Origin of the sequence: Providencia sp. PROV076, from assembly GCF_028483405.1 — a bacterium.
Lineage (GTDB): Bacteria > Pseudomonadota > Gammaproteobacteria > Enterobacterales > Enterobacteriaceae > Providencia > Providencia huaxiensis.
Genome location: NZ_JAMPRR010000005.1, coordinates 29,722 through 46,522 on the forward strand (window position 1 = coordinate 29,722; position 16,801 = coordinate 46,522).

The window sequence follows — 16,801 nt, forward strand, 5'->3', positions numbered from 1 at the left end:
AGGTGCGTTATGAGTTCATCGGTTCATCGTATAACTGTTAGGGAAATGAATGAAATTCAGTGCCGGCGTCAGCTTGCGGTAGCTAAACGTCGATTTAAACAGTGGCAAGTATTGGCAAATAGTAGCCAATATCATCAGCCGCGTATTGCACAAATCACGCAAGCTTATCAGCAGCTAATGGAAAATTCTGCTCAGCTTGCCACATTGTCATCACGCAATTTAAGCTTGTTGAATAACCAATTAGTTGAGTTCACTGGGACACTGAATAACGAAGTACAGGAAGTTCGTGAGCAACAACTTGAAAAACAAGCGCTATTAGCCCGGACAAAAAAATATAGAGAACATAATTTGGCTGAGTTAATCACATTGGTTCGTGAAAAACTGCCAAATGAAGTCGAACTACTTACACAATTAGTTTCGGCAAGTGAACAGGATGAAAGCCAATCTAATAAACTGATTTTTAAAGCATTATCTACATTGAGCCAGCAATCAATGGTGCTAGCGCCAACAGCAGCGGCATTATTGGAACAGCTAAAAGCCCAATCTGAAGGTGTAAAACAATTTTGGCAATCAGGCTTACCTCAAACACCGTTTGCCAAACAATGTGAACAGATCCTATTGATGATTGAAAAGCTGAAATTGATGGCCTCAATTGATGATGCTCAACGTGCTGAGCAACAACTGGTTGAGCTTCGGGAGCTTAAAGAAGGCACACAGCGTCATTTACGTGCCGACTCATTGATCATGACATTGGCGGAGCAATTAAAGTTAAGCCAGCAACGCGTCGAACTTATCGATAAAATTGAACAGCTTTGTGATGAATTGGCTATTTTTGCGAGTGACGAAAATGAAGCCATGATTTCGAGTGCGTTAGCGAGTATACAATCAAGCTCGATAGAAGCGTTAACCACATGGGTCGATAAGCTAGGCAGCGCAGTGAGTCTAGCCGAGCAACAAGTTGTTGCTGCTGCACAAAGGAAAACGGTCTTAGATGGGTTAGGGAAACTCGGTTATCAAGTTCAAGATACGGATGTTAAAGCATGGCTTGATGATGGCAAAGTGGTTGTCACACATCCTGCCACGCCGGGATATGGGCTTGAATTAGGCGGGAAACAAGCGCGTTTTCAAGCGCGTACAGTGGCTTTTTCTGCAGGGCGAGATAATTCACGAGACCAGGATGTTGATGCAATTTGGTGCAATCAGCACCAACAATTACAAGATATTATTGCCCAAACAGATGCGGAACTTGTTGTTGAACAGGCGATACCAGCAGGAAGTGGCGAAATGAAAGTGTATGAAACTCAACCTGAAGAGCAACGTCGCAATATTGCTGTAAACCACCCCAAAACACGCAGTAAGTAAATATGGCTAAAAAAGCTTTAGTCGCATATTAGGAAATTATTTAAAATAAAAAGCTGAATTCGTTAGGCGCGAATTCAGCTTTTTTGTTATGTCTGCCATTTATTATGCGGTATGCATACTTTGTGGGTTTGTTTGACTTCTTTTACGTGCAAGTACTAGCTTGCTATAGAGCAGGGCTATTACGAAATAAACCGCTTGAGTAACGACTATGGTTGGCCCGGTTGTCGCATTGATGTGAAAACTCAGGATAGTCCCAATAACACTCGATGTTACCGAAGCGATGATGGCGACGACGAGCATTTTGCCGAAGCTCCGACATAGAACAAATGCAATAATCCCCGGTGAGATCAGCATGGCAATAACTAAAATGATCCCAACCGCTTGTAGTGAAGCGACAATGGTTAATGCAAGTAAAGACAGTAAACCATAATGGATCAGTTTGACGGGTAGGCCAATCACACGGGCTTGGTTTGGATCAAAACAATACAGCATGAAATCTTTACGTTTCAGTAAGATAATTGCAATAGTTACCCCAGCAAATAACAGAATTTGCTTAAACTCGCTATCCGTAATCCCTAAAATATCACCAAATAAAATATGCGTAAGGTGCTGCTCGGTATCTATTTTAGCAAACATCACCAAGCCAATAGCAAACATTCCTGAGAAGACGATACCCATTACGGTATCTTCTTTTATCCGACTATTTTCTTTTAAATACCCCGTTGCGACAGCGCAGAATAAGCCAGAGGCAAACGCACCAATAGCCAAGGGAATACCTAATAAAGAGGCAATGATGATCCCGGGTAACACTGCGTGGGAAATAGCATCCCCCATGAGTGACCACCCTTTTAATACTAAAAAGCACGATAAAATGGCACACACAGTCCCACTCACAATTGCGGTGATCAAAGCTTTTTGCATAAAAGGAAATGCAAACGGAGCCATCAATAAGTCAATGAAATCACTCATGAGATGCTCCTTGTTGGTGTGATTGATGCAGCCGAGCTACTTCCTTTTTTGCTTTACGTTTTGAGGCAAAAATACCGTGTTTAGGCGCAAAGAAAAATGCTAGCAGGAAAATAATGGTTTGTAGGGTGACAATTAACCCTCCTGTAGCACCATTAAGGAAATAACTGATATAAGCGCCAACAGCACTGGTTACGGTGCCAATCGTGACGGAGATAATGAGTAAGCGTTTAAATTGGTCAGTTAATAAATAGGCGGTTGCACCTGGCGTGACGACCATTGCGATAACAAGAATAGCGCCAACTGTTTGCAAGGCAGCAACGGTACAAGCACTTAATAATGTGAAGAAAATTATTTTTAGGCGTAATGGATTCAAGCCAATTGACCGTGCGTGACTTTCATCGAAAAAAACGGCTAATAAATCTTTCCATAAACACAACAGAACAATAAATGAAACACCGATAATAATTTCTACTTGTAATACGTCAGAATCCGCAATACCTAAAATATTACCAAAAATAATACTTTGTACATTCACAGATGTTGGGTTCAATGAAACGATCAACAAACCTGCCGCAAAAAAAGTAGAAAATATAAAGCCAATAACAGCATCTTCACGCAAACGAGTTAGATGTTTTATTAATGTCATGGCAAGTGCTGCAAGGATCCCGGTAAAAAAGGCGCCTGCCGCATAGGGTAAACCTAAAGCATAAGCACCAGCCACCCCAGGGACAACGGAGTGGGAGAGCGCATCTCCCATTAATGACCAGCCTTTTAGCATCAAATACGCTGATAAAAATGCACAGACAGCACCAACAATGGCGCTGACCCAAATGGCTTTTATCATGAAATCGTATTCAAAGGGCTGTAATAACATCTCAATCATTCGGAACCCTTAGCTTGGTTTTTTCGAACGGGAGCATCATGGTCATGACCATAGAATACAGCCGCTCTTTCATCATCGGTAATGACGGTGACAGAGCGTGGGTCATCGTCGTCATGGAGTTCTTGACCTGACAGGTTAATATGACGCAATACACCACCAAACGCGTTTTGTAGATTACGCTGTGTAAACGTGGTTTCGGTTGGGCCACTGGCTAACACCGTGCGATTGATTAAGATAACATGGTCGCAAAACTCAGGCACACTACCCAAGTTATGAGTTGAAACGAGGATCAGATGACCTTCGTCACGCAAACTACGCAGTAGGTCTATAATGGCATTTTCAGTTTTAACATCAACCCCAGTAAAGGGTTCATCAAGGAGTAAAACTTTACCTTCTTGTGCGAGCGCTCGTGCTAAAAAAACCCGTTTTTTCTGACCACCTGAAAGCTCGCCTATTTGGCGATGTTCAAGCCCTGCAAGGTCAACCCGTTCTAATGCCATTTTGACAGCATCTTTATCGGCTTGTTTAGGGATGCGAAAAAAACCCATTTTGCCATAACGCCCCATCATCACAACATCAGAAACGAGAACGGGGAAGTTCCAGTCAACTTCTTCCGTTTGTGGGACGTATGCAATCACGTTTTCTTTCAGTGCCGTTTTTATTGGCTGATCATTTAATGTCACACTGCCTGAAGATGGGGTGACAAGCCCCATAATGGTTTTAAATAGCGTTGATTTGCCACTGCCATTTACGCCAACTAAGGCACAAATAGAGCCACCAGAGATAGTAAAGCTTGCGTCGTAGATAGCGGTGTGACCATTATTATATGTTACAGTCGCATCATCGACGATAAGATTCGGGTGTTCGAATTGACTTGAATGATTCATATTACTGTGAAAATCCTTTCGCTATCGTGTCTACAGTCGTATTTAAAAGATCTATATAGGTTGGTACTGGGCCATCGGCAGTTGATAATGAGTCAACATATAATACGCCGCCGTATTTTGCCCCGGTTTCTTTACTGACTTGGCGAGCAGGCTTATCAGAAATTGTACTTTCACTGAATACCACAGGGATGTTGTATTTGCGGACAGTATCAATCACTTTTTTCACTTGTTGAGGAGAGCCTTGCTCTTCTGCATTGATTGGCCATAAATAGACTTCTTTAAAGCCGTAATCTTTCGTTAAATAGCTAAATGCGCCTTCACTTGAGACTAACCAACGTTCATTTTCTGGAATACGGTTTAAGCGTTCACGTAAAGGAGTATCAAGCTCTGCAATTTGCTGCGCATATTTTTTCGCATTGGCATTATATGTTTCTGCATTTTCAGGATCATATTTAACTAGAGCTTGGCGAATATTTTCAATATAAATTTTAGCATTAGCAGGAGACATCCAGGCATGTGGGTTCGGGTTGTCTTTATACTCACCTTCACGGATTGGCATTGGCTCAATACCTTCAGTGACTACGACAGCAGGGACATTCTTAAAGTTTTCAAAGAAACGTTGGAACCAAACTTCCAAATTCATCCCATTCCATAAGATTAAATCTGCGTCATAGGCTTTCATAATATCTTTAGGCGTCGGTTGATAACCGTGGATTTCTGCTCCAGGCTTTGTTATAGACTCGACAATTGCCGCATCTCCAGCTACATTTTGAGCGATATCTTGGATAATGGTAAAAGTGGTAACGACTTTAAATTTTTTAGCAAAAGCCGGCTGACTAAAAAAGATGACTGCTATCAAAGCAAACATACTGGTTAGTAAAGGTGCAGATAATCGAGATACGTTCTTCTTCATAAAAGTTGACCCTGACATTATTGGTTTAGCGTTTTTTAACATACAGTTGTTAAGGTTTATAACAATTATATTTTATATCTCAACTGATAATGATTATCAATATCAATTGAGAAAAATAAACATAAAAAATGTGGAATAGCATCATTCGTCATTATGGGCTTCTAAGTCCCATGGTTATTTGTATGACTAAAACACGTCCTGAAGTAAAAGTTAAGTAAAAATTATTTTATTTTTCTTAGGATTAGTTATTCTGCCATCGGCTTCCATCGTAGAGGATTCGACAGTGAAAAAAATAATTGGCGGCACTTTTGCGCTACTGCTACTTGCAGGTTGTTCAAGCGAGCCAGACAGGCCTGTAACAAAACAGCGGATGCTAGAGCCTACAGGGCCTGTAACAGCACAAAATACGACATTCCCAAGAACGCCTTTTGATGAGTTTATTCGTGAGTCTGCGGCTCGTTACAGTGTTGATGAAGCTTTAATTAGGGCCATTATTGAGGTCGAATCCAACTTTAGGCCTGAAGTTGTCAGTAAATCAAATGCAATAGGTTTGATGCAGATTAAAGCTTCGACAGCGGGACGTGACGCATATCGTTATCAGGGAAAGTCGGGGGAGCCGAGTTCTCGTGACTTAAAAGATCCACAAAAAAATATTGATATTGGTACAACTTATATTCGTATTTTAAAGGAGCAACATCTTGCTGGAATTAGCCACCCTCAGACATTATATTATGCAACGGTTGTCGCTTATGTGAACGGGGCGGGGGCATTATTAAGAACATTTGATAATGATAAAGGCCGGGCGATTGCAATGATTAACAGCTTATCGCCGGAAGAATTTTATCAACACGTGCAAACAAAGCATCCTGCACCGCAAGCCCCACGCTATTTGTGGAAAGTTAAAAATGCTTACAATGCATTAGCGATGTCTTATTGATATTCCTTCATTAAATATGGGAGCTGCGCGACAATTTCAACGATGCCGTTGATAACAAATTGCACTCCCATACAGATTAATAAGAACCCCATCACCCGAGCGATTGCATCAATACCGCTATTACCTAACCACCTCATAATCGAAGTTGCGCCTTTTAAACCAATCCAAACGATAAAGCTTGCAATAAAAAAGGTGATAACGGGGGCGACTTTTAAAACCCATGGAGCGAAACTAACATTACTTTGTAATGATGCAGTGGAGCTGATGATCATGGCGATAGTACCAGGGCCAGCTGTACTCGGCATCGCAAGGGGAACAAAAGCAATACTAGGGGATTCTTGGCGTTTTTTGGGAACATTCGGGTCATCAAGGGCATTGGTAGTCGGGTCTTCCCCAACATCACTGCTAGGAAACAGCATGCCAAAGCCAATAAATGCCACAATTAACCCACCTGCAATTCTAAGACCTGGTATTGATATTCCAAATGTATTCATAACTAACTGGCCTGCATAAAAAGCGATAGTCATAATTGCGAACACATAAATAGAAGCCAATAATGATTGATGGTCACGCTGCTCTTTTGTCATATTAGCAGAAATACTTAACATGACCGCAATAGCAGTTAAAGGGTTGGCAAGAGGAAGTAGTAGCACAAGACCAATACCAACGGCTTGAAATAGCTCAAAAAAATTTGTCATGGAAGTTTGATTCAAGCTCCTGATTAATGTAAATAAAACACCTTATCTCAAATGATAGCAAAATTTCTTATAGATCTGTAGGTTAGCATTTATAGCTAGAGGGATACTTTATGAAAGGGGACGATTACAGTACTGATGGGTAAGAATTAACATCAACTATCATTTATTAGCTTGAAGATAATTGGAGTTGTTCACATTAACTGTGGATAACAATGGCCTTCATCTGTGAATAACTTACTTTATTTATTAAATAACAATTGGATACTGAGTTGTGGTAAAAGTATTCAATTTTTACAGGAAAAAAAAAACCTTTTTATAGGGGGATAAAAAGGTTAAGGGCATTTCGTAACAGGTTGTCTTTAAGTTGATATGGAATGTAGTATATCTGCTGCAATGTTATTTACTGATAATTTATGTAAATTCATTAAAAGAATTCAATGTAATAGGCAACCAAAGAGTAAAAAAATATGTTAAACGGAATCAACCACTTAACGTTAGCTGTAACTGATTTAGATAAAAGTATTGGTTTTTATCAATCACTACTTGGTATGAAGTTACATGCGAGTTGGAAAAAGGGCGCCTATATATCCTGTGGCGACTTATGGTTATGTCTATCATTAGATACAACTCGCCAATTTTCGTCCCCAGAAAAAACGGATTACACACACTATGCCTTTAACGTTGATGCGAAAGACTTTCTTATCGTTGTTGATCGGCTAATGCAAGCGAATGTCATTGTCTGGAAAGAAAATAAAAGTGAAGGAGATTCTTTTTATTTTCTTGATCCAGATGGCCACAAATTAGAATTACATGTAGGCGGTTTATTACAACGCTTAAAGAGCTGCCAAGAAAAACCGTATGAAGAAATGAAATTTTATTAAAAAAGTCATGGATTTCTTTACAAAGGATTTTTAATTTTAAAAATAGCTTTACGCAGAGTTGTATATCCTATTTTCAGTTAATTTTGAGTAATAGGAAAAAGAATGAAAAAACTTATAGCGACATTAGCCGGGGCGTCTATGCTATTAGTTTTGGCAGCCGCCATGTTACTAATCGTTTTTCCTCAGCAGTGGAAGCAAAGCATTTATCCGAATATATCCCAAGTCTTACCAACATCGCTCAGTGCTATTTTACCGCAGGGTTTAGCCAGTAATGATATTTGTAATAGCTTAGAGGATAACCTGCAAAGTTTTACTGATTATCTTAAAGTGAATCAGGACATTGTTGATGTAAAGGGAATGAATAGCTTAGATGAACAACTTGCCAATATTCAAACCAGAATTGATTCTATGCCCAGTGATGTGCGAAATTTAGTTTGCCAGCAAGAATATAGTAAACTAGAAGGTTTAAAGAGTGTGTTTTCCTTAAGTCCCAATAACTAATTATTTTTGTCGTTAATATCACTCCTCTATATGTTCCTCCACTCAAATTTATATATTCATTTATGGTATGTTAATAGCATCATTTTGGCTTGTAGGTAACATGATGAATATATTTAAATTACCATTATTGAATTGGTTAGTCGCTAATGGGGTAGCTGTATATTTTCTTTCCAAGCAAGGTCTTTTAGATTGGACGTTTTCTGGTTGGATGGGGATCTTAGGTATCTTAGTGGCACTTGAAAGTGTCAGTTGGGTCGCGACAAGCCTTTATTATTTTTATAAACATAAAACATCACCAAATCCTACGGTTAAGGCAACGCATTTAGTGACTAACGGGCCTTACCGATTTTCACGTAATCCAATGTATTTAGCTTTCACATCAATGAGCTTGGCTTTAGCTTTCTTCTCGCACTCTTTTTATTTCTTGATAGCGGGTTTGGTCTTTTGGTTAATTACCGACTTGTACACTATTCCGCAAGAAGAGCGATTTTTAGCGGAAAAATTCAATGAAGAGTGGGAGCGTTATCGCAAGCAGACACGACGTTGGCTATAATGACTAAAGAATTAGTCGTATCCAGTGGATCGCATTGGTATCGGCTTTCTTTCGCAAAAAAAGAGAAACTATTTCCTGCATTAGATAGCTTATTCGCCATTTAATCGGGAAGGTGTTGATTTTTCAGATGAAGAATAACAATTAGCGGCATTACGCTATCGCCATAAAATAGGTCTGTGTTATCATTAGTAGTTGAGTTACTCACGATGTAACGAAATAGGGCGCTTAAGCTGCCCATATTTGTGTACATATCTTGCATAGTGAAGTGAGAAATCGTTAGTAACGTATTGATTTATAACTTTGGAATAATCAAGCAAGTGATCTTTCGTGTGGGTCACCACTGCTGATAAGGATTTTTTAATGCCTGTTATTACTCTTCCTGATGGAAGTCAGCGTCAGTTTGACCATCCCGTTTCAGTGATGGATGTTGCTCGTGACATCGGAGCGGGTTTAGCTAAAGCCTGTATCGCGGGTCGAATTAATGGTGAACGTGTTGATGCATGTGAAATAATTGAACATGATGCAAACGTGTCCATTATTACGAGCAAGGATGAAGACGGACTCGAAATTATTCGTCACTCTTGTGCTCACCTGTTAGGCCATGCCATCAAGCAATTATGGCCAAATACGAAAATGGCGATTGGTCCTACTATCGACAATGGTTTTTACTATGATGTCGATTTAGACCACATGCTGACGCAGGAAGACTTGGAAAAGCTTGAAAAGCGTATGCTTGAGCTTGCCAAAACAGATTATGAGGTGGTGAAAAAACGTGTTTCTTGGAGCGAAGCTCGTGAAACTTTCGTTGCCCGTGGCGAAGACTATAAAGTTGAAATTTTAGATCAAAATATTAGTCAAGATGACCGCCCAGGTTTATATCATCACGAAGAATATGTTGACATGTGTCGCGGTCCACACGTACCAAACATGCGTTTTTGCCACCATTTTAAATTACAGAAAGTGGCTGGCGCATACTGGCGTGGTAACAGCGATAACAAAATGCTGCAACGTATTTACGGCACCGCATGGGCTGATAAAAAACAATTAGCAGCCTATTTATTACGTTTAGAAGAAGCAGCTAAGCGTGACCACCGTAAAATTGGTAAACAATTAGATTTATACCATATGCAAGAAGAAGCGCCGGGTATGGCTTTCTGGCATAATGACGGTTGGACAATTTTCCGTGAACTGGAAACCTTTGTACGCACTAAACTGAAGGCCTATAATTATCAGGAAGTGAAAGGGCCATTTATGATGGACCGCGTATTATGGGAAAAAACAGGTCACTGGGATAACTATAAAGATGCCATGTTCACGACTTCATCTGAAAACCGTGAATATTGTGTCAAACCAATGAACTGCCCGGGTCACGTACAGATTTTCAACCAAGGTTTGAAATCATATCGTGACTTACCATTGCGCATGGCAGAATTTGGTAGCTGTCACCGTAATGAGCCATCAGGTGCGTTGCACGGCTTAATGCGTGTGCGTGGCTTTACTCAGGATGATGCACATATCTTCTGTACTGAAGAGCAAATCTTAAGTGAAGTAACCAGCTGTATTGAAATGATTTATGATGTTTATGCAACTTTCGGTTTCGAAAAAATTGTTGTAAAACTATCAACTCGCCCTGAAAAACGTATCGGCACTGACGATATGTGGGACAGAGCGGAAGAAGATTTGGCTAATGCCCTGAAATCAAAAGGTATTGAATTTGAATACCAACCAGGTGAAGGTGCATTTTATGGTCCGAAAATCGAGTTTACGCTGTATGACTGCCTTGACCGTGCATGGCAATGTGGTACTGTCCAGTTAGACTTCTTCTTGCCGGGCCGTTTAACAGCTTCCTATGTAGGTGAAAATAACGAACGTATCGTTCCTGTGATGATCCACCGTGCTGTGTTAGGTTCACTAGAACGCTTCATTGGTATCTTAACAGAAGAGTATGCGGGCTTTTTCCCAACATGGTTAGCACCACAGCAAGTGGTCGTAATGAACATTACTGATAGTCAAGCAGACTATGTTCAAGAATTAGTTAGCAAGCTGCAAAGTGTTGGCATTCGTGCGAAAGCGGACTTACGTAACGAGAAAATCGGCTTTAAGATCCGTGAACACACGCTGCGTCGCGTCCCTTACATGTTAGTATGTGGTGATAAAGAAGTTGAATCAGGTAAAGTTGCTGTACGTACCCGTCGTGGTAAAGACTTAGGTAGCCTTGATGTCAACGAATTCATGACAAAACTGCTTGAAGAGATCCGCAGTCGTCAACTCAATCAGATGGAGGAATAAGGTATTAAAGGCGGAAAAAAACTCCCAACGGCGCGTCCAAATCGTATTAACGATGAAATTCGCGCAACAGAAATCCGTGTCACTGGTTTAGACGGTGAACAACTTGGCGTAATGAGTGTGCGTGAAGGCCTCTTTAAAGCAGAAGAAGCTGGTGTCGATTTAGTCGAAATCAGCCCAAATGCCGAGCCGCCAGTTTGTCGTATCATGGACTACGGTAAATATCTTTATGAGAAGAGTAAGTCTCAAAAAGAACAAAAGAAAAAACAAAAAGTTGTTCAAGTGAAGGAAATTAAATTCCGTCCAGGAACAGACGAAGGCGACTACCAAGTTAAACTACGTAGTTTAATTCGCTTTTTGGAAGACGGTGACAAAGCTAAAGTAACACTGCGTTTTCGTGGTCGCGAAATGGCTCACCAACAGATTGGCTTAGAAGTGCTTAACCGCATCAAAACCGATCTGGATGAACTGGCATCAGTTGAATCATTCCCATCAAGGATTGAAGGACGCCAGATGATCATGGTATTGGCACCAAAGAAAAAATAATTAAGCCAGTATGGTTATAGCGAAGTATTGCTAGAGTCTAGCAGCGCTCATTTGGGCGCTGCTTCTCTGTTTTATTCGTGATGAAAAATTTTATTATTGATGAAAGTAATGCCATACCAGCTAAGGTAATCGGTATATTTAACGTCTTGTTATTTTCTTCATTAATGAATCAAAGTAATTGTGTCAAAGCGATAATTGGCCTCAAAAGCCAAGTTTTCAAACAGTTCAGAATGATTTATTGCAAGAATTACTTGAGTAATCCAGCAAGAAGCATTAAAATCCGCGGTCGAATCACTTTGTCAGCGCATAGCGCATTAGGGCAAACTAAGAATATCGTACATGCGTCAAGTAGTAACTATTGAGTGACGGGTGTATTTGCTTGAGAGAAGCAAATCTCTTTATCCAATTGGAGGAATGAAGTATTAAAGGCGGAAAAAGAATCCCAACAACACGTCCAAATCGTATCAATGATGAAATTCGTGTTCCAGAGGTCCGTTTAACAGGTTTAGACGGTGAACAGTTAGGCATCATGAGCGCACGCGAAGCGCTTGAAAAAGCTGAAGAAGCAGGTGTAGACCTCGTTGAAATCAGCCCAAATGCTGAACCGCCAGTTTGTCGTATCATGGATTACGGCAAATTCCTTTATGAGAAGAGCAAATCTCAAAAAGAGCAAAAAAAGAAACAAAAAGTTGTTCAGGTGAAGGAAATTAAATTCCGCCCTGGTACAGATGAAGGTGATTATCAGGTCAAACTACGCAACCTGACTCGCTTTCTAGAAGATGGTGATAAAGCTAAAGTTACGCTGCGTTTTCGCGGTCGTGAAATGGCTCACCAGCAGATCGGTCTGGAAATGCTTAACCGCATCAAAGCTGATCTGGAAGAGCTGGCATCCGTGGAATCTTTCCCTTCAAGAATTGAAGGACGTCAGATGATCATGGTGCTGGCACCGAAGAAGAAATAATTAGGCCTGCAAGTAATATTCGTTTATAGCAATATAGATGTTATTCGCCTAATTAATTCGTAGTTAATCACAATGCGAAGTTGGAAATAAAAGAAATGCCAAAGATTAAAACTGTACGTGGCGCAGCAAAGCGCTTTAAAAAAACTGCAGGCGGTGGCTTTAAGCGTAAGCATGCAAACCTTCGTCATATTCTGACTAAAAAGTCAACTAAGCGTAAACGCCATTTACGTCCGAAAGGAATGGTATCTAAGGGCGATCTGGGTCTGGTAGTAGCCTGCCTGCCTTACGCATAAGTAAACAATTTAGTTAATTAAGATAAAAGACGATAGGAGATAGCTATGGCTCGCGCAAAACGTGGTGTAATCGCACGTGCACGTCACAAAAAAATTCTGAAGCAGGCGAAAGGTTACTATGGTGCACGTTCACGTGTTTACCGCGTAGCGTTTCAGGCGGTAATTAAAGCTGGTCAATACGCTTACCGTGACCGCCGTCAACGTAAACGTCAGTTCCGTCAACTGTGGATCGCACGTATCAACGCTGCGGCTCGTCAGAACGGTCTGTCTTACAGCCGTTTCATCAATGGCTTGAAAAAAGCTTCAATTGAAATCGACCGTAAGATCTTAGCAGACATCGCAGTTTTCGATAAAGCAGCATTCACTGCTTTAGTAGAAAAAGCGAAAGGCGCTTTAGCTTAATTGTTTGCTTGAAAAGAGGAGGGTAACTTCCTCTTTTCATTTATAGTTATTTGTGTTAATACTTTAGATACAGTCAGTTATTGAGAGTTAGTTACATGCATTCTGTTATTTTTCGTTTCTTTTTTTACTTTAGCACCTGAATATCGGGGGCTTTTGCGCGTAAATAGAAAGAAGAAATGAAAGATTACGCTAAAGCCTCCTTAGGGAGGCTTTTTTGTTTCTAGTTTTAGATTAAGTAAAGTAAAATCAGTTAAGTATTCATTCATTACCAAATGGAATGTGAAGCTTAATATATATAGTGAATAACTAGCAAAAAGACCAATTGGTCATAAAGGGGAAACAATGCCACATCTCGCTGAGTTGGTTGCACAGGCAAAAGCAGCCATTGAACAGGCCCAAGATGTTGCTACGTTGGAATCAGTGCGTGTTGAATATTTAGGCAAGAGCGGCCATTTCACACTACAGATGAAAACGTTGCGTGAACTGCCTGCTGAGGAACGTCCAGCAGCAGGGGCTGTGATAAATGAAGCTAAAGTACAGGTTCAAGATGCTCTGAACGCCCGTAAGGACGCGATGCAAGCTGAAATCCTTAATGCACGTCTGGTATCAGAAAAAATTGACGTGTCATTACCAGGGCGTCGAATGGAAAATGGTGGGTTACACCCAGTGACCCGTACAATTCAGCGAATTGAAGAATTTTTTGGCGAATTAGGTTTCTCTGTTGAAACAGGCCCAGAAATCGAAGATGACTATCATAACTTTGATGCGCTAAATATTCCTGCTCACCACCCTGCGCGTGCAGACCACGATACTTTTTGGTTTGATGCAAAACGCTTATTGCGTACGCAAACATCAGGTGTACAAATCCGTACAATGAATGGTCAACAACCACCGATTCGTATCATTGCCCCGGGTCGTGTATATCGTAATGATTACGACCAAACGCATACACCTATGTTCCATCAAACAGAAGGCCTGATTGTTGATAAAGATATCAGCTTTACCAATCTAAAAGGCACATTGCATGATTTCTTGAATAACTTCTTTGAAGAGGAAGTTCAAGTACGTTTTCGACCATCATATTTCCCATTCACCGAACCTTCAGCGGAAGTTGATGTTATGGGTAAAAATGGTAAATGGTTAGAAGTATTAGGCTGCGGAATGGTTCATCCAAATGTATTGCGTAATGTAGGTATTGACCCTGAAGTCTACTCTGGATTTGCCTTTGGTATGGGGATGGAGCGCTTAACAATGCTACGTTACGGTGTTTCTGACCTACGTGCATTCTTCGAAAATGATCTTCGTTTCCTCAAACAGTTTAAATAAGGCGGGTCTATCTCATGAAATTCAGTGAACTATGGTTACGCGAATGGGTAAATCCGGCGATCAGTAGTGAAGCATTATCTGACCAAATCACGATGGCGGGTTTGGAAGTTGATGGTGTAGATGCAGTTGCTGGCCAATTTCACGGCGTTGTTGTTGGTGAAGTGGTTGAGTGTGGTCAACACCCAAATGCAGACAAACTGCGCGTTACAAAAGTTAACGTAGGCGGTGAGCGTTTATTAGATATCGTCTGTGGTGCACCAAACTGCCGTCAAGGCTTAAAAGTTGCTGTTGCAACGGTTGGTGCGGTATTACCGGGTGATTTTAAAATTAAAGCGGCAAAACTACGTGGCGAGCCTTCTGAAGGTATGCTGTGTTCTTATTCTGAGCTGGGTATTTCTGATGACCACAGCGGAATTATTGAATTGCCTCTAGATGCCACTATCGGTACCGATATTCGTGAATATCTAAAACTTGATGATAATGCGATTGAAATCAGCATTACACCTAACCGTGCAGATTGCTTAAGTATTCTTGGGGTTGCACGTGATGTCGCTGTTATTAATAAATTAGCGTTGAATGAGCCTGCTATTAATACAGTATCCGTGACCACAAAAGACACTTTCCCAATTCGAGTAGAAGCACCTAATGCGTGCCCACGTTTCTTAGGCCGTGTGATCAAAAATATTGATGTGTCAGCGCCAACGCCATTGTGGATGAAAGAAAAGTTGCGCCGTGGTGGCGTCCGTTCTATTGACGCGGTTGTGGATATTACCAACTACGTCTTATTAGAATTGGGTCAGCCTCAACACGCTTATGATCTAGACCGTTTAGATGGTGCTATTGTTGCTCGCATGGCAAAAGAAGGGGAGAAACTGGTTCTCCTTGATGGCAGTGAAGCAACGCTAAAATCAGACACATTAGTGATTGCTGATGAATCAAAAGCACTGGGGATTGCAGGTATTTTTGGCGGTGAACACTCAGGTGTTAATACGGAAACCAAAAATATTTTATTAGAGTGTGCATTCTTCGACCCATTATCGATCACAGGTCGTGCACGTAATTACGGTTTGCACACTGATGCATCTCACCGTTTTGAGCGTGGTGTTGACCCTCAATTACAGTTTAAAGCGATTGAACGTGCTACTGCGCTAATTGTTGAGATTTGTGGTGGTGAAGTCGGTGAAATTATTGATGTAACCAGTGAACAGCATTTACCAAAAGCCGCAAATATTAAACTGACGCGCAATAAATTAGACCGTTTGATTGGTCACTTTATTGAAGATGAGTTAGTTACTGATATTTTGACGCGTTTAGGGTGCAAAGTCACTGTTTCTGCTAATACATGGGATGTTGTCGCCCCAAGTTGGCGCTTCGATATGCAAATCGAAGAAGACTTAGTGGAAGAAGTCGCTCGTGTTTATGGTTATAACAGCATCCCTGATGTGCCATTACGTGCTGATTTGACCATGACTAATCACAAAGAAGCTAACCTACCTTTAAAACGTATTAAAGCAATGTTAGTTGACCGTGGTTATCAAGAAGCAATCACTTATAGTTTTGTTGACCCTAAAGTTCAAGCTTTACTGCACCCACAACAAGATGCGTTGCTTTTACCTAACCCGATTTCTGTTGATATGTCAGCGATGCGTTTATCGTTACTGACTGGTTTATTAGGAACCGTTGTCTATAATCAGAATCGTCAGCAAAATAGAATTCGTTTATTTGAGACAGGTCTGCGCTTTATTCCTGATAATCAAGCAGAATATGGGATCCGTCAGGAACCAATGCTTGCAGGGGTGATTACAGGCAATAGATTTGAAGAACATTGGTCATTAGATAAACAAGTTGTTGACTTCTTTGACTTAAAAGGTGATCTTGAAGCTGTTTTTGAATTGACTGGGAAACTAAATCAAATTACATTTAAATCTGAGGCACATCCTGCATTGCATCCAGGTCAAAGTGCTGGGATTTATCTGGAAAATGAACACATTGGCTTTATTGGTGTGGTTCACCCAGAATTAGAACGCAAACTCGATTTAAATGGTCGTACGGTGGTGTTTGAGGTTCGTAGTGATGCGATAGCACAACGTGTTATTCCTGAAGCTAAGGCGATTTCGCGCTATCCATCGAACCGCCGTGACATCGCTGTTGTCGTGCCAGAAGATGTGGCTGCTGCTGAAGTTTTAGCAGAGTGTAAAAAAGTTGGCATAAATCATATAGTTGGCATAAACTTATTTGATGTGTACTGTGGTGAAGGAATAGCAGATGGCTATAAGAGCCTTGCTATCAGTCTTGTCTTCCAGGATACCCAGCGTACTATGGAAGAAGAAGAGATCACTGCTACCGTTGATCTGTGTATTGCTGCGTTAAAACAGCGATTCCAAGCCTCCTTGAGGGACTAAA

General features: G+C 40.9%; 18 protein-coding genes and 1 other annotated feature. Of the genes, 13 read left to right on the plus strand and 5 right to left on the minus strand.

Annotated features, from left to right (window positions below):
• Positions 1-9 precede the first annotated feature (9 nt).
• Positions 10-1,362, plus strand: a complete 1,353-nt coding sequence (locus PSF67_RS04180) for a hypothetical protein (protein WP_210848763.1) — start codon at positions 10-12, stop codon at positions 1,360-1,362.
• 102 nt (positions 1,363-1,464) lie between these two features.
• On the opposite strand, the gene PSF67_RS04185 is transcribed toward PSF67_RS04180, so the two are convergent.
• From PSF67_RS04185 to PSF67_RS04200, 4 genes are read right to left on the minus strand one after another with little or no spacing between them, the layout of a single operon-like run.
• Entirely contained in the window at positions 1,465-2,331 is an 867-nt protein-coding gene (locus PSF67_RS04185; protein ID WP_096863947.1) for a metal ABC transporter permease, read from the minus strand.
• Complete coding sequence (locus tag PSF67_RS04190) at positions 2,324-3,214, minus strand: metal ABC transporter permease (protein WP_272676568.1); 891 nt, start codon at positions 3,212-3,214, stop codon at positions 2,324-2,326. The genes PSF67_RS04185 and PSF67_RS04190 overlap by 8 nt, the downstream gene beginning before the upstream one ends.
• Positions 3,211-4,101: a manganese/iron ABC transporter ATP-binding protein gene (locus tag PSF67_RS04195; protein ID WP_102139218.1), complete on the minus strand. Its 891-nt coding sequence runs from the start codon at positions 4,099-4,101 to the stop codon at positions 3,211-3,213. The genes PSF67_RS04190 and PSF67_RS04195 overlap by 4 nt, the downstream gene beginning before the upstream one ends.
• Position 4,102: 1 nt before the next feature.
• Positions 4,103-5,014 (minus strand): metal ABC transporter substrate-binding protein, encoded by a 912-nt coding sequence (locus tag PSF67_RS04200; protein ID WP_102139217.1) that lies wholly within the window; start codon positions 5,012-5,014, stop codon positions 4,103-4,105.
• Between the two features lie 283 nt (positions 5,015-5,297).
• Between PSF67_RS04200 and PSF67_RS04205 the strand changes: the two genes are divergently transcribed.
• Entirely contained in the window at positions 5,298-5,951 is a 654-nt protein-coding gene (locus tag PSF67_RS04205; protein ID WP_102139216.1) for a transglycosylase SLT domain-containing protein, read from the plus strand.
• Here the strand turns inward: PSF67_RS04205 and PSF67_RS04210 are convergent.
• The gene (locus tag PSF67_RS04210; RefSeq protein ID WP_272676569.1) at positions 5,945-6,649 is read right to left on the minus strand and encodes a MarC family NAAT transporter; all 705 of its coding nucleotides are present in this window, start codon (positions 6,647-6,649) and stop codon (positions 5,945-5,947) included. The genes PSF67_RS04205 and PSF67_RS04210 overlap by 7 nt on opposite strands.
• Positions 6,650-7,116: 467 nt before the next feature.
• Here PSF67_RS04210 and fos point away from each other — a divergent pair, with 467 nt between their 5' ends.
• The 11 genes from fos (at position 7,117) to pheT (ending at position 16,800) form a co-directional block, all read left to right on the plus strand.
• Positions 7,117-7,530: a fosfomycin resistance glutathione transferase gene (gene fos / locus PSF67_RS04215; RefSeq protein ID WP_102139214.1), complete on the plus strand. Its 414-nt coding sequence runs from the start codon at positions 7,117-7,119 to the stop codon at positions 7,528-7,530.
• Positions 7,531-7,632: 102 nt separating this feature from the next.
• Positions 7,633-8,031 carry a hypothetical protein gene (locus tag PSF67_RS04220; RefSeq protein WP_195698581.1) on the plus strand — a complete coding sequence of 133 codons (399 nt, stop codon included), beginning with the start codon at positions 7,633-7,635 and terminating at the stop codon, positions 8,029-8,031.
• A gap of 103 nt (positions 8,032-8,134) precedes the next feature.
• Complete coding sequence (locus PSF67_RS04225) at positions 8,135-8,584, plus strand: methyltransferase family protein (RefSeq protein ID WP_231068477.1); 450 nt, start codon at positions 8,135-8,137, stop codon at positions 8,582-8,584.
• Positions 8,585-8,944: 360 nt separating this feature from the next.
• A complete protein-coding gene (thrS, locus tag PSF67_RS04230) occupies positions 8,945-10,873 on the plus strand; it encodes a threonine--tRNA ligase (protein WP_102139211.1) in 1,929 nt (642 codons plus the stop codon).
• A gap of 3 nt (positions 10,874-10,876) precedes the next feature.
• A complete protein-coding gene (gene infC / locus PSF67_RS04235; protein WP_102139210.1) occupies positions 10,877-11,416 on the plus strand; it encodes a translation initiation factor IF-3 in 540 nt (179 codons plus the stop codon).
• Positions 11,417-11,837: 421 nt separating this feature from the next.
• Positions 11,838-12,377, plus strand: a complete 540-nt coding sequence (infC, locus tag PSF67_RS04240; RefSeq protein WP_071524539.1) for a translation initiation factor IF-3 — start codon at positions 11,838-11,840, stop codon at positions 12,375-12,377.
• A 95-nt stretch (positions 12,378-12,472) separates the two neighbouring features.
• Positions 12,473-12,670 (plus strand): 50S ribosomal protein L35, encoded by a 198-nt coding sequence (gene rpmI, locus PSF67_RS04245; RefSeq protein WP_004263702.1) that lies wholly within the window; start codon positions 12,473-12,475, stop codon positions 12,668-12,670.
• A gap of 45 nt (positions 12,671-12,715) precedes the next feature.
• Entirely contained in the window at positions 12,716-13,072 is a 357-nt protein-coding gene (gene rplT / locus PSF67_RS04250) for a 50S ribosomal protein L20 (protein WP_004263714.1), read from the plus strand.
• An 89-nt stretch (positions 13,073-13,161) separates the two neighbouring features.
• Positions 13,162-13,291: a sequence feature (Phe leader region), on the plus strand.
• Positions 13,168-13,212: a pheST operon leader peptide PheM gene (gene pheM / locus PSF67_RS22060; protein ID WP_136134757.1), complete on the plus strand. Its 45-nt coding sequence runs from the start codon at positions 13,168-13,170 to the stop codon at positions 13,210-13,212. Its footprint overlaps the feature before it by 45 nt.
• A 123-nt stretch (positions 13,292-13,414) precedes the next feature.
• On the plus strand, positions 13,415-14,398 hold the full coding sequence (pheS, locus tag PSF67_RS04255; RefSeq protein WP_102139209.1) for a phenylalanine--tRNA ligase subunit alpha: 984 nt from the start codon (positions 13,415-13,417) through the stop codon (positions 14,396-14,398).
• Between the two features lie 14 nt (positions 14,399-14,412).
• Positions 14,413-16,800 (plus strand): phenylalanine--tRNA ligase subunit beta, encoded by a 2,388-nt coding sequence (gene pheT, locus PSF67_RS04260; RefSeq protein ID WP_102139208.1) that lies wholly within the window; start codon positions 14,413-14,415, stop codon positions 16,798-16,800.
• The last annotated feature ends 1 nt before the right edge of the window (position 16,801 follow it).